The sequence below is a fragment of the Sphingomicrobium clamense genome, from assembly GCF_019264355.1.
In the GTDB taxonomy this organism is placed as follows: domain Bacteria; phylum Pseudomonadota; class Alphaproteobacteria; order Sphingomonadales; family Sphingomonadaceae; genus Sphingomicrobium; species Sphingomicrobium clamense.
The window spans coordinates 1522835-1544045 of the sequence record NZ_JAHVAH010000001.1; the positions used below are offsets into that span (position 1 = coordinate 1522835).

The following is a 21211-nucleotide window of genomic DNA, read 5'->3' on the forward strand; positions in this document are numbered from 1 at the left end:
GCTCACTTTGCCACCCTCGCCATGCATCGCAAGGGGTCGGCGCGACTTATCCCCAACTTATTGTTCGGAAGCAGCTTTCGGACGGTAGATGAGGTCGAAACTGTTGCTCCACGTCACGCCATGATCGAGCGACTGCTCGCCATGCTGGCGCACGGACCCGTCGTCCTGCAGCGTGTAGGTCATCCGGATCAGCGGATTGCTGCCCGGACCGGCAGCGCCCGCCCAATTGCCGGTCAGCACCATTCTGCCGTCGTCGGTCGGCCCACCGCGAAAGTCGACCATCACGCCGCTGCCGCCAATCCAGCGCTGATGCCACAGTCCGTCCGCGCCGATACCATTGAGCGATCCACCATGCGGGCCGCGGAACGGCATCCAGGTTTCGCGCACGCCGCAACCGGCGGCGACCTTTTCGATCCGGCTATGCGCCACCGGCGCGGCGCCGTCGCTATTGGGCGAGACTTCCCATTCTCCCACCCAGAAGTCGAACGCAGCATGAGCTTCGCCCTCGCATGCCGGCGGTGGCGGGGATGGAGGCGACGCGCTCGCGTCCTGCATGACGAGAGTCAGGGCAATCGCTGCGATCATGACAACACTCCCTCGTGAAGGCGAACGACGCGGTCCATGCGTGCGGCAAGACGCTCGTTATGCGTGGCGACGAGGGCGGCCGAGCCTTCCTGCCGAGTCAGCTCGATGAAGGCATCGAACACGCGGTCCGAGGTTTTCTCGTCGAGGTTGCCCGTGGGCTCGTCGGCCAGCACCAGCGGAGGTCGGTTGGCCAACGCGCGCGCCACCGCGACCCGCTGCTGCTCCCCGCCCGACAGCTTCGAAGGACGATGGTCGAGGCGCTCGGCAAGCCCGAGCCGCGTGAGCAATTCATCCGCGCGCGCGATGGCCTCGTCTTGCGTCGCACCGGCGATGAGCTGTGGCAGCACGACATTTTCACGCGCGTCGAAATCGGGCAGCAAATGGTGAAACTGGTAGACGAAGCCGAGTGTGTCCGCGCGCAGCCGGGTGCGTTCGTCGCCGTCGAGCCGCGATGCTTCGACACCATTGATTCGGATCGACCCTTCGAACCCGCCCTCGAGCAGACCGACCGCCTGTAGCAGCGTCGACTTGCCCGAGCCCGAGGGGCCCAGCAGCGCGACGATCTCGCCCGGGCGGATGGTCAGCTCGACCCCGCGGAGCACATTGATGGTCACTCCGCCTTGGCTGAAACTGCGGCGCAGGTCGTGGGTGGCGAGGACCGGCTCACTCATAACGCAGCACCTCCACCGGATCGGTCGCCGCCGCCTTGCGCGCCGGGAACAGCGTCGCGAGGAAGACGAGCAGCACCGTCAGGATGATGATCGCGCCGACCTCGACCGGATCGGTCTTGGAGGGCAGTTCGGAAAGGAAGCGGACGCTGGGATCCCACAGGTCCTGTCCCGACAATTTCTGGATGAGGTCGACGACGCCCTGGCGGAAGAACAGGAATATCGCGCCAAGGACGATGCCGGCCAGGATGCCTACCGCGCCGATTGTCAGGCCGACGGTCATGAAGATGCGCGTCATCGCCGCGCGGGTCGCTCCCATGGTGCGCAAGATCGCAATGTCTCGCCGCTTTGATCGGACGAGCATGATCAGCGAGCTGGCAATGTTGAAGGCGGCGACGAGAATGATGATCGAGAGAACGACGAACATTGCGATGCGCTCGATCTCGAGCGCTTCGAACAAAGCCGTATTCATCTGTCGCCAATCGACCAACACGCCTTCGCCCACGACCTTGGGCTGAAGCGCTCTAAGCACCGTCGCGACATTGTCGGGATCGTCAACTTCCAATTCGACCATCGCGACGTCGTCGCCCATCATCAGGAGGGTCTGCGCATCCTCCATCGGCATGACCACGAACGCCTTGTCAAAATCATAGACGCCCACCTCGAAGATCGCTGCGACGCGATAAGTTACGATGCGCGGCACCGTCCCCACTGGCGTGGGCCGGCCATCCGGGCTGATCAACGAGATTTCGCTGCCCGGATAGGCGGCGAGCAGGTCGGCGAGCCGCGCGCCGATGGCGACATTGCCGCTACCGGGTTCAAGCTCATCGAGCGTTCCGGCAATGACATTGTCGGTAATGATAGGGCTTTCGCGCAAGTCCGACATGCGGTTGCCGCGTGCCAGCACGCCTTCGACCCGTCCGTTGGCGGTCGCCATCAGTGGCTGCTCGATCAGCGGCTGCGCGGAAATGACGCCAGGAATTTGCTTCGCCTCGTCGGCGATCCGCTCCCAGTCCGAAAGCCGCCCGTCATAACCCTGCACCAGCGCGTGGCCATTGAGCCCGACAATCCGGTCAAACAGCTCGGCGCGAAACCCGTTCATCACGCTCATGACGATGATGAGCGCCGCGACGCCCAGCGCGACCGCGCCCACCGAGAAGCCGGCGACGACGAAGATGAACCCCTCGCCCTTGTGCGGCAGCAAATAGCGCCGCGCCGCCATGCGTTCGTAGGAGGACAGGATCATGCGGTGAGCTTGGCCAGCGCAGCTTCGGGGGTCAATTCCTCGCGTTCCCCCGTCCGCCGATTCTTGACTTCGACAACGCCATTCTTGAGCCCGCGCGGGCCGATGATGACCTGCCAGGGCAGCCCCATCAGGTCCATGCCGCCCAGCTTCACGCCCCCGCGCTCGTCGCGGTCGTCATAAAGCGTTTCCGCCCCTGCGGCATCGAGCTTGGCGTAAAGGTCCTCGGCTGCAGCGACCGTCGCTGCATCATCGGCGCGCATGGTCACGAGCCCGACTTTCCAGGGAGCCACTGCTTCGGGCCAGATGATGCCGTTATCGTCATGGCTCGCCTCGATGATCGCCCCGACGAGGCGCGAGACGCCGACGCCGTAACTGCCCATCATCGGCGTGACCATGTCGCCGTCCTTGCCCGACACCTTGAGCCCCATCGCCTCAGAATATTTGGGCCCGAAGTAGAAGATGTGCCCCACCTCGATCCCGCGTCCGGTGCGCTGGTCGGCGGAGGCGACCGCATCCCAGCGCGCCTCGTCATGCGTTTCGTCGGTGGCGGCGTAGTGGCTCGTGACTTCCTCGAACAACGCCTCGAGCCCGGCATCGTCCTCATAGGACAGACCTTCGCGCTCGAGGTCCATCTCGTCGAACGCCGCGTCGTAGAAGACTTCGCTTTCGCCCGTCGGCGCGAGCACCAGGAACTCATGGCTGAGCTTGCCGCCAATGGGTCCGCTGTCGGCCTGCATCGGCACCGCCTTGATCCCCATCCGGCGGAAGGTCCGCAGATAGGCGAGCAGCTGGCGATAATAGCTCTTCTTCGCGCCCTCCTCGTCAAGGTCGAAGCTGTAGGCGTCCTTCATCAGGAATTCGCGCCCGCGCATGACTCCGAAGCGCGGACGGACTTCGTCGCGGAATTTCCACTGGATATGGTAGAGCATGCGCGGCAGGTCGCGATAGGATTTCACATCGTCGCGGAACAGGGCCGTGATCATGTCCTCGTTGGTGGGGCCGTAAAGCATCTCGCGACCGTGGCGATCCTCGATGCGCAGCATTTCGGGGCCGTAGGCTTCGTAGCGGCCGCTTTCCTTCCACAGGTCGGCGGGCTGAATCGTCGGCATCAGCATTTCCTGTCCGATGCGATCCTGCTCCTCGCGCACGATCTGCTCGACCTTCTGCAGCACGCGATGGCCAAGCGGCAGCCAGGCGTAGATCCCCGCGCTGGTCTGGCGAATGAGGCCCGCCTGCAACATCAGCTTGTGGCTGACGATTTGGGCGTCGGAGGGGCTTTCCTTGAGGACGGGGAGGAAGGCACGGGACAGGCGCAAGGGAGAAACTCCGTCTAGAGGGTTTCGAACTCCCTAGGGCGGCCTCTGGTGGCGGGCAAGCGCGGATATCGGGTCACGACACGCGTTGCAGATTAACCACAGCGTCGCCCAAATGTCTCGCCCTGTCGCAGATTCCCCCTTAACGAATCGCTGTCGGCTGACCTAGCAAGCTCGGGCGCGCAATCGCGAACTCGCTCTTCCGATCGCCGCATCCTTTGGGGGCTGACGAGCAATCGTCACGCAAAAGAGAAGCCCGGGCACCTCCACTGCCCGGGCTTTTTTGCGTCTAGTCTTGCTTGCGCGGGCCTTCGAGTTCACCGCCGCGCTGGTTGAGCTTCAGGCTGGTCGCCTGGCCATCCTCGATCGTGAAAGTCAGTACGGCACCGACTTGCGGCACGTGCCATTCGGTGAGGCTGACCGGCTGCATCGGTGCCTGCCCCTGCCCCGCCAGCTGGCCCAGCACATTGCCTTTGTCGTCCTGCGAGACGGTGAATTCGCCGATGGGCCAGACGTAGGTGCCGATCAGGCCCGAGACATCGAGGGTCGAGACGTCGAGATACTCGGGTCCCTTGGGCGCATCGCCGATACGGGTTCCGACGCTGGCCGTTTCCGCGCCATCGCTGTGGAAGCGGATGACGGGCGTTCCCTCATCATTGCGGGCGAGCTTGAAGAAGGTCGCGCTGTCGGGACCGTAAAAGTAGATCCCATCGCCGGCGTGAAAGACTTCGAGCGCGCCAGAGCCTTCGCGCTGCGAAAAGAGTTTGCCGTCTTTCAACCGGAGGTCGCGCACGGCGTCATCGAACTCGTAACGCCCCTCGAACCCTTCGAGCGCTGCCAGGTCGAGCGGCTGCTTCTCATATTCGGGGAAAGGATTTCCGATCGCGAGAGCGGCGAGTTGTCGCGTCACGAAGCTGGGATCGGTCTTGGGACTGTTCGAATTGGCGAGGACCGCGACGAACACGTCTTCTTCGGGGATGTAGAGGCTGTCGGTCGAGAAACCGAAGATACCGCCGCTATGCCCGATGGTAGCGGCACCGCGCACCTCCGCATTCATGAGGCCGAAGCCGAACGGGGTCGTGCTCCCGTCCGCCATCTGGGTCGGTGCGATCATCTCGGCATAGCGCTCGGCATCCACGACCTTGCCCGAGTGAAGCGCCTCGGCCCAGGTCGCCAGATCGCCAACCGTGCCAATCAGCGCACCGGCGGCGTGGGGAAGTGACATGTGGATGGTCTGTGCGGGAACGACCTCCCCATCATCGAGGCTATAACCTTTGGCCATGCCTTCGATCCCGGCCTCATAAACACCGCTGGTAAGGCTCGTCAGTCCGATCGGGTTGGCGATGCGCTCGCGGATCGCCGCGTCCCAGTTCTTCCCCGTCACGCGCTCGATGATCGCGCCGAGCAGAATGTAGGCGCTGTTGTTATAAGCTAGCCGAGCGCCATGCTCGGCGGGCATCTCGGCATCGTCGAAATAGTCGATCATCTGCGCCGTCGTCATCGGCTTGGCGGTATTTTCGGGGTCCATGAAGCCCGGCATCGACGTGTAGCTCATGATGCCCGACGTGTGGTTGAGCAATTGGCGGACCGTCGCCGAGGCGCCGGGCTGCGGATATTCTGGCAGATAGTCGCTAAGCGGCGCGTCGAGGGAAATCTTCCCTTCCGCGACGAGCTGCATGATAGTCGCGGCGGTGAACTGCTTGGTAATCGATGCATAGCGGAAGACCGTATCGGGTGTGATCGGCGTGCCAGCTTCGACATCGGCAAGGCCATGACCTGCTTCGAACACGACCTGCCCGTCATCGACGACAATCGCGACTGCGCCGGGCGCGTTTTCGTCATAAGCGGCCTCAAGAATCTGCTCGGCGCGCTGGGCAAAATCGGGCGGCACCGCGCCTGTCTGCGCAAGCGATGCAGCGATGGAAATGGTAAGCACGTTCGGACTCTCCCTCTGATATGCCGTATCACTTAAGTAATACAGTTCGAGCCATCAAGGGCTAACAATGCCTTTCTCACTAGATTGCAGCAAAGTCGACGATTTGCGCGACCCGGTTCGTCCAGACGTGATGGGTCAGCACGTAATCGGACGCGACCCCTGCGCGCTCGATATCTTGCGTCGTCAGCCCGTCGCGAGCGATCCGCCCGAGATAGGCCTCGGCATGATCAATGTCGGAGACGACCTCGCAATACTCCCCGAAATGTTGCTCTACCGCAGGCGTGGGATTGGTGGCTGTGACACCGCCGCAAGCGAGTATTTCGACCAGCCGCCGGGAGAAGGCTGTGGTCGACCCAGTGATTGTATTGACGTTCAAATTGACCGCAAAGCGCCGGTAGATGTCGGACGTTGCGCGATGAGGCACGGCGGGTCTGACTTCGATCCATGGCAGGTCCGGAAAGCGGTAGTGGTCCGGCTTTCGGTCGCTGTTTCGGTCATAGACGGTCAGGCCAAGATCGCGGCTCGCCTCGAACATCATGTCCTGCCAGGCGCGGCGATCGTGATGGATGTGGGAGGAATAGCTGCCGACGAACGCCGCGCGCTTTTCTTTCTCCACTGGCTTGGGAAAATGAAGCGCCGAGGATGCCGCGAACATCATCACATCGACTTTGGCGTCGGGCCCGAGGACCTCGCGATAGCGCGGCACCATCGTGTCATCGACCGTCAGCACGCGATCGAACAGCTTCGCGCTGTCGATAAAGCGGTCGAAGTGAACGCCGTCTTCGCGATTCCAGAAGATACAGGGAATATCGAGATCGCGCGCCATGGCGACGACTTTCGCAAGCGTCCGGTTCGAACGATTGGGATGATCCGGATATGCGGCGATCTTGTAGCGCCAACGTTCCCGCCTCCCCTTCCAGCTCGATTCCACGAACAGGAGGTCGGGCTTCCATAGGTGCAGGACCGCCCAGGCGTTGAAAGGCGTCACGTTTGCGACCCGGCATTCCTGCTCGAGACATTCGCGCGTCAGGTCGTCTGCAATCAGCGCCACACGAAGATTCGCGAACTCACCCCCGTTCATCGAATGCCTTCCGGTAGACATCGACAACCGTCTCTTCCTGCGATTCCCATGTGTAATGACGCTCGACCCGCTCCTTTGCCTTGCAAGCGATCGCAAGGCGATCTCGCGCAGTCAGAGCAGCGAAATCTCGGATCGCTCCGACCAGCGACATGACGTCCCCGGCTTTCACGAAAATGGCGCTTCCATCTTCTGCAATTTCGCGCATCGGCGCGACATCGGAAAGTAGGCAAGGTACGCCGTTCGCCATCGCTTCCACCGGTTTGAGCGGCGTCACCAGTTCGCACACCCGATATGGCTTGCGCGCGAAGACGCAAAGATCGAACCGGTCGTAGAGCGACGGGACGATGTCGGGTTCGACCAAGCCGTGAAAGCGAACCTGTTTCTGTAGCTTCAGGCTCTTGGCGAGCTGTTTGAGCGTTTCGGCATATTGCCCTCGCCCATAGAGATCGAGTTCGACGAGCAGGCCCTCGTCTCGCAGGACCGCCATCGCGCCCAAAAGTGTGTCGAGACCCTCATACTCGAGGATCGAGCCGATATAGCCGATCGTCAGCTTATCCGACGCAGCTTTACGCGACACGGGCTCGCGCACGAGCTCGGCGCGAACACAGTTGGGCAATACCGCGACGTTGGACCGTCGTTGGTCGTCCAGTTCCGCTCGGACCGCTTCGTTGATGCAGAAAATGCCGTCGGCTTCGCGAAAGAGGAACTTCTCAAACAATCGCTCGAATTCGAAACGTTCGGTATGGCGCCAGCCTTTCCGCTTCGTGTCGGCGGTCTCTTCCCAAAGGCCGCGGATTTCGTAGATGAAAGGCACCCCCATTTTTCGCGCCAACACTAGGCCGATCGCGCCGTTGCGATAGTTCGAGACCCCGTGGACCAGTTGGATGTCGTTGGAGCGTGCGAAGCGCTCCAGGCTGTCGATCGCACCGTCGAGATAGATTTCCAAATCGCCTTGATACGCTCGTTCGGAATCAAGCGTCGCGAAAGACGAGCCACCATTGTTGGCCATGCTTAACCTGTCATGGCGATCCATCGGGAAACCTGGCCGGGCGACGGGCACGAAATCGACCGCGTCGCTATTTTCGAGCGTGCCGACGATCGCATCGGACCGAAGCGTATAGCCACTGACGATGTGGGGAAGGCTCGAGGCAACGAGATAGAGAGACCGGATGCGTTCTTGGTCTACGGACGTTGAGAGGCTCCGTTCGGCAACCTCGATCGGAGCGTTCCCAGCACGCATCCTTTGAAGCGCGCGCCACTCGAACAGGATGTTCGCAACGAACGCCTGTTCCTTTTTCGCGATTTTCGAAGGATCAAGTCGCTCCGCGTAACGCGCGGCCTTCTCCAGTGCACCGGCATGATAGAAATTGAAGCAGAGGAACACCTCGTGGCCCGCCGCGAGAAAGTCGTGTTCGTGCGCATCGAGTAATGCACGCAGCTGCGCGGCATCGTCCTTGCGAAGCGCCCGTACGCGCTCGGTGATGGGGGCGAGATGCGACCGTAGCGGGTGCGAAGGAATGTCGAGACGGCGGACCCGGCCATATTTGACCAGGTTCGACCCCCCATCGAGAATCCGCCGGACCAGGCTTTTCGTCATCGCTTCCAGTTCACGCCCGTCATTGCCCGTCGATCCGACGAGCGATCACTGCTCTAGTGGCACGCAATGTTGCCGCCGTCGAGAAGCGCCATTGCGAAAAGAGCGACAGTCAGGGCCGGCTGTCGTCGAGGATCCCGACGGCGTCGACGACGGCGCCGTGCTTGGCCAGTCGGTCGGACGCTTCGTGAAATTCCTTGTGCCCTACAAGCAGCGCGATGATGTCCGCCTGTTCGATGGCCGTGTCGGCATCGACCAGTTGCGCGCCCTGTAATGCCTCGGGGAGCGATCCGACATTGGGCTCGACCACCAGCAGGTCATTGCCGTTGCGGCGCTTCATCGACTCCGCGATGGCACAAGCCGGGCTTTCGCGAAGGTCGTCAATGTCCGGCTTGAAAGCGATACCCAGCGCCGCCACCGTCGGGTTCTTCCCGTCATTCTCGTCGCGATAACGAGCTGCGGCCTTGTCGACCCGTTCGAGCACCCAGTCAGGCTTGGCATCGTTCACTTCGCGAGCGGTGCGGATGAGCTGTGCTTCTTCGGGCGCTCCGGCTACGATGAACCACGGATCGACCGCAATACAATGACCGCCGACGCCCGCACCAGGCGTCAGGATGTTGACGCGTGGATGGTGGTTGGCCAGCCGGATCAACTCCCAGACATTCACGTCGAGCTTGTCGCAAATCACCGACAATTCGTTCGCGAAAGCGATATTGACGTCGCGGAAGCTGTTTTCGGCAAGTTTGCACATTTCGGCCACGCGCGCCTCGGTGAGGATGCATTCGCCCTCGACGAAAAGTTCATAGAGCGCCTTGGCTTCCTCGCCGCAGCGGGGGGTCAGACCGCCGATGATGCGATCGTTGGAGACGAGTTCGCGCATGACCTTGCCCGGCAGGACGCGCTCGGGACAATGGGCGATACGGATATCGCTCTCTTCGCCGGCATGCTGCGGGAAGCTGAGATCGGCGCGCTCCTCGGCGAGCCAGGCAGCCATCTTTTCGGTCGCGCCAACGGGCGAAGTGGATTCGAGGATGACGAGGTCGCCCGACTTGAGCACCGGCGCGATCGCTCGGCTCGCGGACTCGATGTAGGAAAGGTCCGGTTCCTTATTCTCGCCCACGAACGGCGTGGGCACCGCGATCAGGAAGGCGTCCGCCGGCTCGGGCGTGGTCCCGGCGCGCAGGAATCCGCTCTCGACCGCCCAATGGACGGCCGCGTCGAGATCGGGCTCGACAATGTGGATCTCACCGCGATTGATCGTCTCGACCACATCGGGGCGGACATCCACACCGAAGACATTAACGCGACGCGACGCGAACGCCGCCGCGGTCGGCAAGCCGATATACCCCAGGCCGATGACCGACACGGTCTTGGCATCACCCGACTGACTCACTTTGTACTCCCGAACTCGAAAAACTGAATGACCGCCTAGGCCCGCGGCTGTGAATAGGCAATGAGCGCCTCGACGATGCGCTGCGACGCCTTGCCGTCACCAAAAGGGTTCTTGGCCTGCGCCATGGCTTGGTAGGCGTCACTGTCGGTGAGAAGGCGATGGGCGCCCTCAACAATGTCGTCGCGCACTGCACCCACCAGACGCGCGGTGCCGGCTTCGATCGCTTCGGGCCGCTCGGTCGTGTCGCGCATCACCAGCACCGGTTTTCCGAGCGAGGGCGCTTCCTCTTGGATCCCGCCAGAATCGGTCAGGATCAGGTGCGAGCGCTTCATCAACCAGACGAACGGGACATAGTCCTGCGGCTCGACCAGGTGGACGTTGGGCGTATCGGCAAGCAGGCGATTGACCGGCTCGCGCACGTTCGGATTGAGGTGCACCGGATAGACGAAGTCGGCGTTCGGGTGACGCTGCGCCAGGTCATGGATGGCGTTGCAGATATTCTCGAAGCCCTGCCCGAAATTCTCGCGACGGTGGCCGGTGATGAGCACCATCCGATGGCCGTCGCGAAGGAAATCGAAGCGGGAATTCATCGAGGCATCGATCTGCGCGTCGGACTCGATTTTGTTCTTGGTCCACAGCAGCGTGTCGATGATCGTGTTGCCGGTGACGAAGATGTCATCGTCGCTGACCGCCTCGGTGAGCAGGTTCTTGCGCGCGATCGTGGTCGGCGCGAAATGCAGCTTGGTCAACACACCCGTCAGCTTGCGATTGGCCTCTTCGGGCCAGGGCGAATAGATGTTGCCGGTGCGAAGGCCTGCCTCGACATGGCCGACCGCAATCCGACGATAGAAAGCCGCGAGGCTGACGCCGAAGGTCGTCGAGGTATCGCCATGGACGAGCACGATGTCCGGTTGGTACTCGTCGAGCACTTTGCCCATGCCCGTCAGGATCGCACTGGTGATCCCGTCGAGCGTCTGGCCCGGTTTCATGATGTTGAGGTCGTAGGCGGGTTCGATTTCGAACAGATCGAGCACCTGGTCGAGCATCTCGCGATGCTGCGCGGTCACGCAAACGCGCGTCTCCAGCTCATCGGCCTTTGCCAGCTCCATGACGAGCGGGGCCATCTTGAGCGCTTCGGGACGCGTCCCGAACACCACAAGTATTTTCACAAGTACAGCCTCTATCTTACTAATACGGTGTCGACCGCGTCTCGGTGGATGTCGAACGGAAGCGCCTTTACGCAACCGCCTGCGATCAAACGGAGAGTCCGTGCCGACGTCGGGGCGTGCCTAATGGATCGATGCGAATGACACAACCGTCTGAACCGCGATTCCACAACCGATTTGCGCGACAAAAATGCGGATATTGGCGCGATGGTCGCTGTGCCCGCGTACTAACCTGTGTTATTGACGATGCCGCGAGCGACAGAAAAAGGGGAAAACTTCATGTCAAACGGCAATCCGACGCCACCTGCGAAGGGCAAGAAACGCTTCGTAATTAAGCAGGGGGACACCTATTACCTCACGACCGGAACGCTGCTCGAATATAATCTCGACAAGGCCGTTGCGAATGGAAAGATGCCCGAAGTTAAGGGCGTGGCCGAGATGATGAAGAAGTTTAAGGAAGAGCATGACAAGCCGAACACCTATTACCACGCGGTCGACTTCACCGATGTCGAATTCAAGGGTGTGAATACAGGCCCCTGACGAGGACTTTCCACGTCGACGGACCATGTGATCGGCAGCGCGCGGCACCGGCCGACGCGCTGTTGGCTCCTGCGAGAAAAGCCGCCGAGCAGGCAGGTGTCACTCGCTTGGCCGATATCACACGGCTCGATCGCATCGGCCTGCCCGTGTGGCAGGCCATCCGCCCCGCATCAAAGGCCCTTTGCGTCCATCAAGGGAAAGGCGCGAGCATTGCGGACGCACAGTTGGGCGCGTTGCTCGAGGCAGTCGAAAGTCACGCGGCCGAGAATTTCGTCGCGACAGGCGTGTCGGCGAGCTGGCAGTCTCTGAATTCGAACCAACGACCGGCGCAGATCGCGGACTTCGCACGAGATCGTCATAATGCTCCCGACGTTGGAACGGAAACGGTCTGGATAGAGGCCGAGCGCGCCGACGGCGGGATCCTGATGGTCCCCGAGCCCTGTGTGTCGCTCGATTTCACACGCGACAAGTCCTCTCGATTCGAGCGCGTCAGTGCCGGGCTCTCGACCGGATCGACGCTCGCCGATGCGCGACGCGCAGCGCTGCTCGAACTGATCGAGCGCGATGCGGTAAACCGCTTCGATCAGGGCGATTATTTCGCCCGGCTTGCCTGCGAGCTGGACGAGGGTACGGTCTCATTCGACTGGCTTGCCGACTTGCGCGAGCGGCTTGGCAGCCTGGGAATCGACTTGCGCCTCTTCGCAGCGCCCTCGCCGACAGGCGTGCCAGTCTTCATTGCTGCGGTCAGCGAGGACGCGAAGGTCGCACGCCCTTATGCGGGGACGGTTGGACATGCCGCCCACCCCGACCCTGAAATCGCGCTGTTCCAGGCCGTCGCCGAGGCAATCCAGAGTCGACTGACCTACATCGCAGGCTCGCGCGATGATTGCTGGCCGTGGGATTATGAGGGGCGCCGCGGGATAACGATGGCGCTGGCCCCTCCCCCCGCCGTCGGGATCGACCAGGTCGACTTTTCGCAAATCACGCCAGTGGATTCCGGCTCAAACGATCTCGTTGCGCGGCTTTACCAGACCGGGGTCAAGGAGACGGCATTCCTCACAATCGCGCAGCCCGAAAGTTTCTTCGTCGTTCGCGCCTTCGCGCCCGGGCTGGGGTCGCTGGAACGGGCGCCGCGCTCATGATTGTCTTCGCCGGCCCCTCCGTCGATGCGGCGCTGCGGGCGCTCCACACCGAAATCGACTGGCGCCCGCCGGCGGTCGCGGGAGACTTATTGCAGCTGCGTGGCTCCGGCACCGACAAGGTGATGCTGATCGATGGACTGTTCGACGAGCAGGCATCGGTAAAGCACAAGGAGGCGGTCGCACTCATGGCGGAGGGAACGCGCCTTTACGGTGCTTCGAGCATGGGCGCGCTGCGGGCGGCCGAGCTACAACCCTTCGGCATGGTTCCCTTGGGCTGGATTGCCGACGCCTATTGCCGCGGCCAGCTGACTGGAGACGACGAAGTCGCCCTGGTTCACGGCAATGAGCGAATGGACTGGAAGGCAGCGAGTGTACCGATGGTCGAGGCGCGTGCGACCCTGTGCCGCGCCCTTCGCACGCAGAAGATCGGCCCACGACAGGCCCGGGCGCTACGGGAGTGCTGGCACGACATCCATTTTGTCGATCGCGACTGGCCGACCATGATCGAGGCCGCCGGTTCGATTGTCGCGCGGAAGAAAGCGAACGAGCTGGCCGCGCTCCACGTCCCGTTGAAGCGGCAGGACGCCGAGCTGGCGGTTGTGGCGGCGCTTGATGACCAAAGCCCCGCCAACGCACGACCTGAACTTCAGCGGACTGTGTTCCTCGACCGTCTGAAAGAAGGGCTCAATCGATGTTGAGCGCCTTGCCAACCAGGTCGATCAACGGCTTTCCGGCATCATCCTTATAGGGGTGATGGAAGCGGAACCAGGCGAAGACCTCGTCATCGGTCGGTGGGATCGGGCGATGCCATCCGGCATGGACCCGCTCCATCCAGCGCTTGATGGCCTTGGCGCCCGCTTTCTCGTCGCGATGGCGGAGAGTCGCGGCGGCACATAGCTGTGACCAGAGCGAGGCAACGGTGACCTTCCCGAAATGCTCCATCGCGGTATCGATGTCGCCTTCAAGCAACGCGAGCCGTCCAAGATCTTCCTGGCTGGCATCGTCAGCAAAAGGCTGGATTCCCGCCGATTGTTCGAACAAGGCCCGGGCGCGGTCGAAGTCACCCAGGTAGGTCATGCCTGTTGCGACCTCGTTGAGTCGTTCGGGATTGAACGGGTTGCGTTCGAGCGCGTGGTCGAAGCAGCTGCGCGCCTGGTCATATTCCTCGTGATAGAGGTGGCAGAAGCCCAGCACCGTATAGCTGTGCACGTGGGATTTGTCGGCTGCCAGCCCGGCCTTCGCGAGGTCGAGCGCACGCCTGCGCTCGGTCGGGCCCGACGAGCCGAGCGCGGTGTAGTTGTAGTCGATATGGTAGAGCCGGACGAGCGGCGGATAGGCCAACGCAAAATTGGGCTTTTCGGCGATGATCGCCTCGAGCTGTCGCGCGGCATCTTCTGCGGTCGCACGGTCCTGCGCATCGATGCTCTGCCGCTTGGCGACGATGTAACGATCGAACAGCGTGCCCGCAGCATCGCCGATCCCGATCGACAAATCCTGGTCGAGCGCCGGGAAGGCGGCGCCGACGATCCGGCGCACGATGGTTTCGACCCCTGCCCCAAGCCCGTCGCTGTCGATCGGGATGGTTTCCGCCCACACGATCCCGCCGTCGCCCAATCGCTGGAGACGGACATTGGCCTTCAGCCCCTTGGCATCGGGCAGGAAGCTGGCATCCAGCCGATAATCGCGCTCGCTTCCTTCGGAAACGGAGAGGGCCGCATCGACGACCTGGATCTCGCGGAAGCGCGACAGGCCGAGCAGGATTTCCTCGCGCATGGTCGCGCCCACGTAGGGGGCGCGGTCCTGCACCGCAGCATCGCGAAACTCGGCGACGGCCAGCCGTGGCGGTTGCCCTGCCTCGACGGTTGGCTTCTGCTGCACGGGCTCGACATGCGGCACGCCGTTGGTCGGGATCGGGCCGTCCACTTCTTCGACGGTAGCGACGATGCGATAGCCGCGCCCGTAGACGCTCTCGATATAATGCGGGTGGCGCGGATCATCGTCGAGCGCGCGGCGCAGTTCGCGGATGGTGGTGGTCAGCGCGGATTCGGAGACGAACATTCCGTCCCAGACCGTCTCGAACAAGGCATCCTTGGTCAGCAATCGACCGCGTCGGTCCGCCAGCGCGCAAAACACCTGGTATGCCTTGTGACCGAGGCGCACCGGCCCCTTGGGTCCGATGACTCGCTCGTCCCCGCGGTCGATCCAATAGTCTCCGACCGATAGATTTGGTGCACGCTGATCCGACATGGTCCCCTTGGGTGAACGCTAACAGAAAGTCGGCATGGGTAAAGCATTTCCGCCAATTCTGAAAAGATTCTGAATCAGAATTGTTTCACTTGCATCCCAAGATGTCTGCGCACGGCGTCCGTACATATGACCCTGTCGAAACCGGGACATCCGGCGGAGACGCAAAAGGGAGATATGGGATGTACAGCAACACTTTGATCGGCCTCCTCGCCATCGCGATGACCGCAAGCGTCTTGGGAGGCACTTCGAGCCTCTTCGAAGTCGACGGTTCGCAGCAGGCCCAGGAGCAGGTCGTTGCGTAGCGCGTATGAGGGCATGCAGCCCGTCGCGCCGACGGGCTGTCGCCCCGACAATGACCGGGGCGAGCGGATTCTCTCGATGGTCGACAACAAGGTCAGCGGGATGCTCGCCCATGCCGCCATGAGGGACATCAGCAAGGACGTGGCCAAGGACCTCCTCTTCGCCGAATGTTATGTCGAGACCGAGCGTCTCTTCCTGCGTCCGGTGACGATGGACGACCTTCCCCACTATTCAGCGATGCTGGCGGATCCCGACGCCTTCACTTACTCCGATCGCGGCCCGATGGGCCCCGACGAAGCGTTCACGCGCCTGTGCCGCCAGGTCGGCCACTGGGCGCTGCTCGACTATGGCCTTTTCGGCGTGTTCGAGAAGGGTACCAAGCGCTTTGTCGGCGAAGTTGGTTTCGGCGATTTCAACCGCGAGCTCGGCCAGCATTTCGACCGTCACCCCGAGGCGTGCTGGACCATTCGCAAAGAATTCCAAGGGCGCGGCTATGCGCTCGAAGCGGCCAAGGCCGCGCTTCACTTCACCGAGGACCGGCTGATCGCCACGCGCACCGTCGCGATGGTGCATCACGAAAATATGGCCTCGATCCACATTGCCCGAAAGCTGGGGTTCCGCGCCTATGACGAGCGCCTCTACCGCGGCTTCAGGGCAATTCTCTTCGCGCGCGAATATTGAGAGAGGGCGACCGCTCGCATCTCTCTCAAACCTTCCCATCGTCACGCGAAGACAGGGGGAATGGGGCAGGCATGGTGAGGCCTGCCCCATTTTTCATGCGCGCCGTAAACGCGCTCTGGTTGTGCGCTGCAGCATGATCGTCTAGGGACGCCGTCTCCAACAATTCAGGAACCGACGATGACCCCGACCGCCACCGCCGGCGCACTGCCGGCGCGCTCCCGCTTGATGACCGAATGGTTCGGCAATGTCCGTGGCGACATCCTCGCCGGGATGGTGGTCGCGCTCGCGCTCATTCCCGAGGCGATCGGTTTCTCGATCATCGCGGGTGTCGACCCGAGCGTGGGGCTCTACGCCTCAGTCGCGATCGCACTGGTCATCGCCTTTACCGGCGGACGCCCGGGCATGATCTCGGCCGCGACGGCAGCCGTAGCGGTCGTGGTCGTGCCGCTGGTGCGCGATCACGGCGTCCAGTATCTCTTCGCGGCGACGATCCTGATGGGACTGATCCAGGGGTTGGCGGCCTTGCTGCGTCTCCATCTCCTGATGCAATTCGTCTCGCGCTCGGTCATCACGGGATTCGTCAACGCGCTCGCCATCCTCATTTTCATTGCGCAGGTACCGCAGCTGGTCGGGGTCGGCTGGCAGACCTATGCGATGGTACTCGGCGGGCTGGCGATCATCTACCTCTTCCCGCGGCTCAACAAGTCGCTCCCCTCCCCCCTCGTCGCGATCGTGATCCTGTCGGCGATCGCCATTTATTTCGAGGTCCCGGTCAACACGGTGTCCGACATGGGCGAGTTGCCCGATGGCCTGCCTTTCTTCGCGCTGCCCGACGTCCCGCTGACGTGGGAAACGCTCAGGATCATCCTGCCTTACTCGGTCACCATGGCCGCGGTCGGACTGCTCGAATCACTGCTGACCGCGCAGATCGTCGACGACCTCACCCACACCGACAGCAACAAGCAGCGCGAGTGCGTCGGCCAGGGCTCGGCCAATATCGTCGCGGCGATGTTCGGTGGCATGGGTGGCTGCGCGATGATCGGACAGTCGGTTATCAACGTCACCAGCGGCGGTCGCGGCCGCCTGTCGAGCCTCGCGGCAGGCTTGTTCCTGCTGCTCCTGCTCGCCGTGCTCGGCCCGTGGGTCGGACGCGTGCCGATGCCAGCGCTCGTCGCGGTCATGATCATGGTGTCGATTGCCACCTTCAGCTGGAACTCGATCACCAACTTGCGTCGCCATCCCCCGACCAGCTCGGCGGTGATGCTGACCACCGTGGTCGTCGTCGTTGCGACGCACGACCTCGCACTTGGCGTGCTGGCGGGCGTGCTGCTTTCGGGCATCTTCTTCGCCGAAAAGGTGCGCCGCATGTTCACCGTCACGCGCACCCGCGTCGGCGACGTCGCCACCTACAAGGTCGAGGGTCAGATCTTCTTCGCCTCGGTAGACCGTTTCCTGAAACAGCTCGGCCCCGAAAGCATCCAGGAAGACCCCGCCAACGATGTCATCATCGACGTCAGCAAGGCGCACTTCTGGGACATTTCGGGCGTGGGCGCGCTCGACAAGGCGGTCGACCGAATGCGCCGTAACGGGCGTCACGTCCGCGTGGTCGGGATCAATACCGCCAGCGCCGATCTCGTGGACAAATATGCGCTTGAAGACCGCATGGGCCTCGAAATGGGCCTCGCCCCACATTGATCTGGGATCGGCCTGTCCACACGACAGATTGAGCCGTTATGCGCCCCACACGTCGTCGTAGCGCGAGGTGCCATCGTCGCGGGTGGCTTCGCGGTAGGTTCCGGTCTTCCTCTCGGTCATCCGGAAGGTCGCACCCGTCACGATCACGCCGAGCAGCAGCAGCACGTGACCGATCATGAGCTCGCCGAAATAGAACCATGCGCCGAACGTCGCGCTGAAGATCGTGGTCCACATGATCGATAGCAGGGTCATCACCTGGAACCGGCGGGTGCGGTCCAGGCCCCGCAGCGGGTTTCGCCTGTGATACATCACGGCTTCGTACGAGTGCCGGAGTTCGTCGCTGATTTGGGCCATAATTTCCTCCTGTCGCGCTCAGAATATTGGCGAACTCCGCTCGATCCGAGACGACTTTAGGGACCTATGACCTTTGGACCTTGCTATGGAAAACGGATGACGGAGCAGCCAGCCCAAGATTCGGCACTGAAGCGACGCGAAGTTCGACTGTGGACCAGCCTCCTTATCGTCGTCGCGATCATCCTCTCGACCATCTGGACGTCAGGAGCCTTTCCGACCCCTGCTCTCCCTTATCTTTTCGCCATTTTCGGTCTCGCGCTCGTCATCGTCTCGGCACTCATCGCGCGCAGCGGGTCGCGCGACGATCGCGCTTTGGCGGTCGCCTTCGCACTGGCACTCGCGTTTATCGCTTTCATGGTCCCACTGCGCCTCGTCTCCAGCGCCGAGCGATCGCACCTGATCGAATATTGCGCCGTCGCCGTGTTGCTCCGCGAAGCGTTGCGCGTACGAGCGCTGCGCGGCCACGCTGTTGCCCGGCCGACGCTGGTCACGCTCTTTGCAGTCGTGCTGATCGGCCTTGCCGATGAAATCTTGCAAGAGACGGTCGCCACGCGCCACTTCGACTGGCGCGACATTTTCGTCAACGCCTGCGCCGCCGTGCTAGGGCTGGCCCTCTATCATTTGGGGAGGATCGTGACCGGCAGATGGTCGGCAGGATCATCGAACAGTGAAGATGGTAGCGGAGGAGGGACTTGAACGCCCGGAAACGCCAATTCTTCCGAGCAAGACAGGAAAGCGTTTGACGCTGCCCCTAGCTGTTGTCAGGCAATTCGCTCAGCGATGCGAATACAAACTGGAGGATCCATGGCCGCCGCGATGAAAGAGAATCTCAGGCTTGGCCTGGCAACGACCCTGTGCATGGTCGGCGCCTTCTGGTGGACCATGGAGGACTATCAAAAGGACAGGGTGGCGACCCTCGTCGTCCAATCGCCCACCGGCCTGATCGAAACCGACGCAAAATCCGACGCTATCGAAGAAATGGTAGCGGAGGAGGGACTTGAACCCCCGACACGCGGATCACTCTTCCCCTTGCACAGCTAGCGCGCGTCCAAAGCCGAAAAACGCTAACCCCGCTGAGGTCAGCAAGAGCCCTGAGACGATCATCCCGTCGATCCCGGTCAAGACGACAAACCCTCCGGCCATCGCGAAAGCAAATGAGGCATACATCATCCCTAGAGCCAGAAGCAGCCCCGATCCCGCTCGCGAAAAGCGCTTCGCAGGTGATTTGTCCGGCCCAATCCGATCAAAGAATAAAGCGAAGATGATCGGGGGCGCGAAGGGCATGAACATCATAAATGGCATGAAAATGGCGCTCAACACTCGCTAAACGAGGCTGTCGCCATAGCCTGCGGAAATGAAGGGCATCGTGACGATCATCGCGAGATAGATCGCGAATAGGGCGCCGAGACACCCTAAGATGCGAGATCTGGTCACGTCTGTTTATCTCATATCGCCCATACAAGTGCCACATCATTCCAACACTGCCTGCCAACACTGCCCGCTGGCGCGATAACTGGAATTATATCAATGGTATAACGAAGAACCCTCCATCTTCCGACGCGTTGATAAGGCATCGGCGCAAGAGTGCGTCGGCACTAGTGAACTAGAGGGAGAAGCGAAATGGCCACGACGACATTTGAAAGAGAACGAGAAGACATTCTCACACGCGACGAAAGCCAAAATCTCATCTCGGCTGACAAGGTGGAAGGAACTACCGTTTTCGATCGAAACGGTGAGAAAGTCGGAAGTGTAAAAAAGATCATGCTGACTAAGCATGACGGACGCGTGCGCTACGTCGTCATGGGTTCTGGAGGCTTGTTTGGAATGGGAGAAGATTATACGCCGCTCCCGTGGGATGCTCTGGACTACGATACAAGTAAGGGCGGCTATCGGTTGAAAACGCTTTCCAAGGACGATCTCGAGGAAAATGAACCGCCTCGTTTTAGCTCGAGTGAAGATCCGAACTTCGACGAGGGCTACGAAAAGACAGTAAGACTCTATTACTTCCCGATGGCGTAGCGATAGGAATATGGGCGGCCAATGGCCGCCCATTTTTAATCGACCCCTAGCGAGAGCACCGTCGATAATTCGGTGCGGTAAGAGCCAGCTTAATCGCTGCGCAAATCGGCACAGCCCCATCCAAGGAATTTCCAGCGTCCTTCATGCTTGACTAGAGTATCGCTGCACCGCTCGGTGCTGTTTTCGCGTTCGCCCTGGTGGTCGGTTTCGGTAACCTCGGCGAAATAGTGAGCGACCGCCGTTTCGCCATGAACGCTAATCTGCAATGGGCTCAGCCGGTAATGAAGGACCTCGCCTTCGGCTCCAAAAATGGACGAACTCCGCTGGATATCGCTTGACGAGTTTGGCACCACGGCATTGCCGCTCCAGCCATAGGCATTAGCGACCATGTCGACATGCCACGCTCCATTATCGATGTTGCGTTTCCAGCTGTCGCTAACCGCGGTCCAGACTTCGGTCTGTTGCGCGTCCCATTGCTGCGCCTTGGCAGGGGAGCATCCAAGTGCGACTGCCGCCGCAGCATAAAAAATGGTTCTCATAGTCGTTTCTCCCTGTTGGCGCCTCGTTGGCGCTAAAAGGGGAGTAACAGAAATTCCTAACATAGGACAGGAACGCTCAACCTGTGGGAGCCGTTACGATCGGGCTGTCGGGCCATACCGCAGGCGCCGACTTCTTCGACCAAATGCGCCCCACGACCGAATAGCGGTCAAGACGAGCCTCACACTACACTATCGGAGATCTAACTAGTCGACCCTCTCGAGGATTTAGCGGTTACGCACCCCATACGTCGTCGTAGCAAGGCGTGCCGTCCTCGCGCGTCGCATTGCGATAGGTGCCAGTTTTCTTTTCGGTGACGCGGAAAGTGACGCCCGTAACGATGACGCCCAGTAGTAGCAGGACGTGCCCGATTAGCAGTTCTCCAAAATAGAACCACGCACCGAAGGTCGCGCTGAAAATCGTCGTCCACATAATCGAAAGCAGCGTCATCACCTGGAACCGGCGCGTGCGATCCAGGCCACGCAACGGGTTGCGACGATGAGACATCACCGAGTTGTAAGACTGACGAATGGCATCCGCAATTTGCGTCATAATATCCTCCTTTGCCCATTGAATAGGAGGATAGAGACGGACCGCTAAGCTGGCTTTAGGGACCTATGACCTTTGTGACCTAGGCCATTTATCTGCCAGACCTGAATGATCTACCGGTTGGGTGTCGTTAAGGATGGTAGCGGAGGAGGGACTTGAACCCCC

At 61.5% G+C, this 21211-nt stretch carries 23 protein-coding genes; 9 read left to right on the forward strand and 14 right to left on the reverse strand.

Going from position 1 to position 21211, the window contains the following annotated elements; genetic code table 11:
• Positions 1-57 precede the first annotated feature (57 nt).
• The 9 genes from KTQ36_RS07845 to wecB form a co-directional block, all read right to left on the reverse strand.
• Positions 58-585: a hypothetical protein gene (locus KTQ36_RS07845; protein WP_218633130.1), complete on the reverse strand. Its 528-nt coding sequence runs from the start codon at positions 583-585 to the stop codon at positions 58-60.
• On the reverse strand, positions 582-1256 hold the full coding sequence (locus tag KTQ36_RS07850; RefSeq protein WP_218633131.1) for an ABC transporter ATP-binding protein: 675 nt from the start codon (positions 1254-1256) through the stop codon (positions 582-584). The genes KTQ36_RS07845 and KTQ36_RS07850 overlap by 4 nt, the downstream gene beginning before the upstream one ends.
• Positions 1249-2499, reverse strand: a complete 1251-nt coding sequence (locus tag KTQ36_RS07855; RefSeq protein ID WP_218633132.1) for a lipoprotein-releasing ABC transporter permease subunit — start codon at positions 2497-2499, stop codon at positions 1249-1251. Before KTQ36_RS07855 ends, KTQ36_RS07850 begins: the two co-directional genes overlap by 8 nt.
• Positions 2496-3815 carry a proline--tRNA ligase gene (gene proS, locus KTQ36_RS07860; protein ID WP_218633133.1) on the reverse strand — a complete coding sequence of 440 codons (1320 nt, stop codon included), beginning with the start codon at positions 3813-3815 and terminating at the stop codon, positions 2496-2498. Before proS ends, KTQ36_RS07855 begins: the two co-directional genes overlap by 4 nt.
• A gap of 286 nt (positions 3816-4101) precedes the next feature.
• The gene (locus KTQ36_RS07865) at positions 4102-5748 is read right to left on the reverse strand and encodes a serine hydrolase domain-containing protein (protein WP_218633134.1); all 1647 of its coding nucleotides are present in this window, start codon (positions 5746-5748) and stop codon (positions 4102-4104) included.
• A 79-nt stretch (positions 5749-5827) separates the two neighbouring features.
• On the reverse strand, positions 5828-6829 hold the full coding sequence (locus KTQ36_RS07870; protein WP_218633135.1) for a CgeB family protein: 1002 nt from the start codon (positions 6827-6829) through the stop codon (positions 5828-5830).
• Complete coding sequence (locus KTQ36_RS07875; protein WP_218633136.1) at positions 6816-8426, reverse strand: glycosyltransferase; 1611 nt, start codon at positions 8424-8426, stop codon at positions 6816-6818. The genes KTQ36_RS07870 and KTQ36_RS07875 overlap by 14 nt, the downstream gene beginning before the upstream one ends.
• A 109-nt stretch (positions 8427-8535) precedes the next feature.
• Complete coding sequence (wecC, locus tag KTQ36_RS07880; RefSeq protein ID WP_218633137.1) at positions 8536-9816, reverse strand: UDP-N-acetyl-D-mannosamine dehydrogenase; 1281 nt, start codon at positions 9814-9816, stop codon at positions 8536-8538.
• Positions 9817-9851: 35 nt separating this feature from the next.
• Positions 9852-10985, reverse strand: a complete 1134-nt coding sequence (gene wecB / locus KTQ36_RS07885; protein WP_218633138.1) for a non-hydrolyzing UDP-N-acetylglucosamine 2-epimerase — start codon at positions 10983-10985, stop codon at positions 9852-9854.
• A 276-nt stretch (positions 10986-11261) separates the two neighbouring features.
• On the opposite strand from wecB, the gene KTQ36_RS07890 reads away from it, so the two are divergent.
• The 3 genes from KTQ36_RS07890 (at position 11262) to KTQ36_RS07900 (ending at position 13362) form a co-directional block, all read left to right on the forward strand.
• Positions 11262-11522, forward strand: coding sequence for a hypothetical protein (locus KTQ36_RS07890; RefSeq protein ID WP_218633139.1), 261 nt, complete (start codon positions 11262-11264; stop codon positions 11520-11522).
• 62 nt (positions 11523-11584) lie between these two features.
• Entirely contained in the window at positions 11585-12664 is a 1080-nt protein-coding gene (locus KTQ36_RS07895) for a YcaO-like family protein (RefSeq protein ID WP_255554436.1), read from the forward strand.
• A complete protein-coding gene (locus KTQ36_RS07900; protein WP_218633141.1) occupies positions 12661-13362 on the forward strand; it encodes a TfuA-like protein in 702 nt (233 codons plus the stop codon). Before KTQ36_RS07895 ends, KTQ36_RS07900 begins: the two co-directional genes overlap by 4 nt.
• On the opposite strand, the gene KTQ36_RS07905 is transcribed toward KTQ36_RS07900, so the two are convergent.
• On the reverse strand, positions 13349-14911 hold the full coding sequence (locus KTQ36_RS07905; RefSeq protein WP_218633142.1) for a winged helix-turn-helix domain-containing protein: 1563 nt from the start codon (positions 14909-14911) through the stop codon (positions 13349-13351). The two genes, KTQ36_RS07900 and KTQ36_RS07905, sit on opposite strands and share 14 nt — an antisense overlap.
• 179 nt (positions 14912-15090) lie before the next feature.
• Between KTQ36_RS07905 and KTQ36_RS11400 the strand changes: the two genes are divergently transcribed.
• From KTQ36_RS11400 to KTQ36_RS07915, 3 genes are all read left to right on the forward strand, one after another.
• Positions 15091-15213, forward strand: a complete 123-nt coding sequence (locus KTQ36_RS11400) for a hypothetical protein (protein WP_255554437.1) — start codon at positions 15091-15093, stop codon at positions 15211-15213.
• Positions 15206-15892, forward strand: a complete 687-nt coding sequence (locus KTQ36_RS07910) for a GNAT family N-acetyltransferase (RefSeq protein ID WP_218633143.1) — start codon at positions 15206-15208, stop codon at positions 15890-15892. Before KTQ36_RS11400 ends, KTQ36_RS07910 begins: the two co-directional genes overlap by 8 nt.
• Positions 15893-16117: 225 nt before the next feature.
• Entirely contained in the window at positions 16118-17587 is a 1470-nt protein-coding gene (locus KTQ36_RS07915) for a SulP family inorganic anion transporter (protein WP_255554796.1), read from the forward strand.
• Positions 17588-17623: 36 nt separating this feature from the next.
• Here the strand turns inward: KTQ36_RS07915 and KTQ36_RS07920 are convergent, their stop codons facing one another.
• Positions 17624-17941 carry a hypothetical protein gene (locus tag KTQ36_RS07920; RefSeq protein WP_218633145.1) on the reverse strand — a complete coding sequence of 106 codons (318 nt, stop codon included), beginning with the start codon at positions 17939-17941 and terminating at the stop codon, positions 17624-17626.
• A 96-nt stretch (positions 17942-18037) separates the two neighbouring features.
• On the opposite strand from KTQ36_RS07920, the gene KTQ36_RS07925 reads away from it, so the two are divergent.
• Positions 18038-18637 carry a VanZ family protein gene (locus KTQ36_RS07925; protein ID WP_218633146.1) on the forward strand — a complete coding sequence of 200 codons (600 nt, stop codon included), beginning with the start codon at positions 18038-18040 and terminating at the stop codon, positions 18635-18637.
• Positions 18638-18745: 108 nt separating this feature from the next.
• Positions 18746-18982: a hypothetical protein gene (locus KTQ36_RS07930; protein ID WP_218633147.1), complete on the forward strand. Its 237-nt coding sequence runs from the start codon at positions 18746-18748 to the stop codon at positions 18980-18982.
• Here the strand turns inward: KTQ36_RS07930 and KTQ36_RS07935 are convergent.
• Positions 18959-19258, reverse strand: a complete 300-nt coding sequence (locus tag KTQ36_RS07935; RefSeq protein WP_218633148.1) for a hypothetical protein — start codon at positions 19256-19258, stop codon at positions 18959-18961. The two genes, KTQ36_RS07930 and KTQ36_RS07935, sit on opposite strands and share 24 nt — an antisense overlap.
• A gap of 303 nt (positions 19259-19561) precedes the next feature.
• On the opposite strand from KTQ36_RS07935, the gene KTQ36_RS07940 reads away from it, so the two are divergent.
• Positions 19562-19960: a PRC-barrel domain-containing protein gene (locus KTQ36_RS07940; RefSeq protein WP_218633149.1), complete on the forward strand. Its 399-nt coding sequence runs from the start codon at positions 19562-19564 to the stop codon at positions 19958-19960.
• 89 nt (positions 19961-20049) lie between these two features.
• On the opposite strand, the gene KTQ36_RS07945 is transcribed toward KTQ36_RS07940, so the two are convergent.
• Together KTQ36_RS07945 and KTQ36_RS07950 are read right to left on the reverse strand one after the other, a co-directional pair.
• A complete protein-coding gene (locus tag KTQ36_RS07945; RefSeq protein WP_218633150.1) occupies positions 20050-20499 on the reverse strand; it encodes a nuclear transport factor 2 family protein in 450 nt (149 codons plus the stop codon).
• 232 nt (positions 20500-20731) lie between these two features.
• Positions 20732-21049, reverse strand: coding sequence for a hypothetical protein (locus tag KTQ36_RS07950; protein WP_218633151.1), 318 nt, complete (start codon positions 21047-21049; stop codon positions 20732-20734).
• Positions 21050-21211 lie beyond the last annotated feature (162 nt).

Excerpts from the sequence above, each read along its gene's own strand:
- KTQ36_RS07845 (WP_218633130.1), bottom strand. The coding sequence starts at position 585 with ATGATCGCAGCGATTGCCCTGACTCTCGTCATGCAGGACGCGAGCGCG.
- KTQ36_RS07850 (WP_218633131.1), bottom strand. The coding sequence starts at position 1,256 with ATGAGTGAGCCGGTCCTCGCCACCCACGACCTGCGCCGCAGTTTCAGC.
- KTQ36_RS07855 (WP_218633132.1), bottom strand. The coding sequence starts at position 2,499 with ATGATCCTGTCCTCCTACGAACGCATGGCGGCGCGGCGCTATTTGCTG.
- KTQ36_RS07870 (WP_218633135.1), bottom strand. The coding sequence starts at position 6,829 with ATGAACGGGGGTGAGTTCGCGAATCTTCGTGTGGCGCTGATTGCAGAC.
- KTQ36_RS07875 (WP_218633136.1), bottom strand. The coding sequence starts at position 8,426 with ATGACGAAAAGCCTGGTCCGGCGGATTCTCGATGGGGGGTCGAACCTG.
- KTQ36_RS07890 (WP_218633139.1), top strand. The coding sequence starts at position 11,262 with ATGTCAAACGGCAATCCGACGCCACCTGCGAAGGGCAAGAAACGCTTC.
- KTQ36_RS07900 (WP_218633141.1), top strand. The coding sequence starts at position 12,661 with ATGATTGTCTTCGCCGGCCCCTCCGTCGATGCGGCGCTGCGGGCGCTC.
- KTQ36_RS07905 (WP_218633142.1), bottom strand. The coding sequence starts at position 14,911 with ATGTCGGATCAGCGTGCACCAAATCTATCGGTCGGAGACTATTGGATC.
- KTQ36_RS11400 (WP_255554437.1), top strand. The coding sequence starts at position 15,091 with ATGTACAGCAACACTTTGATCGGCCTCCTCGCCATCGCGATGACCGCA.
- KTQ36_RS07915 (WP_255554796.1), top strand. The coding sequence starts at position 16,118 with ATGACCGAATGGTTCGGCAATGTCCGTGGCGACATCCTCGCCGGGATG.
- KTQ36_RS07920 (WP_218633145.1), bottom strand. The coding sequence starts at position 17,941 with ATGGCCCAAATCAGCGACGAACTCCGGCACTCGTACGAAGCCGTGATG.
- KTQ36_RS07925 (WP_218633146.1), top strand. The coding sequence starts at position 18,038 with ATGACGGAGCAGCCAGCCCAAGATTCGGCACTGAAGCGACGCGAAGTT.
- KTQ36_RS07930 (WP_218633147.1), top strand. The coding sequence starts at position 18,746 with ATGGCCGCCGCGATGAAAGAGAATCTCAGGCTTGGCCTGGCAACGACC.
- KTQ36_RS07940 (WP_218633149.1), top strand. The coding sequence starts at position 19,562 with ATGGCCACGACGACATTTGAAAGAGAACGAGAAGACATTCTCACACGC.
- KTQ36_RS07945 (WP_218633150.1), bottom strand. The coding sequence starts at position 20,499 with ATGAGAACCATTTTTTATGCTGCGGCGGCAGTCGCACTTGGATGCTCC.
- KTQ36_RS07950 (WP_218633151.1), bottom strand. The coding sequence starts at position 21,049 with ATGACGCAAATTGCGGATGCCATTCGTCAGTCTTACAACTCGGTGATG.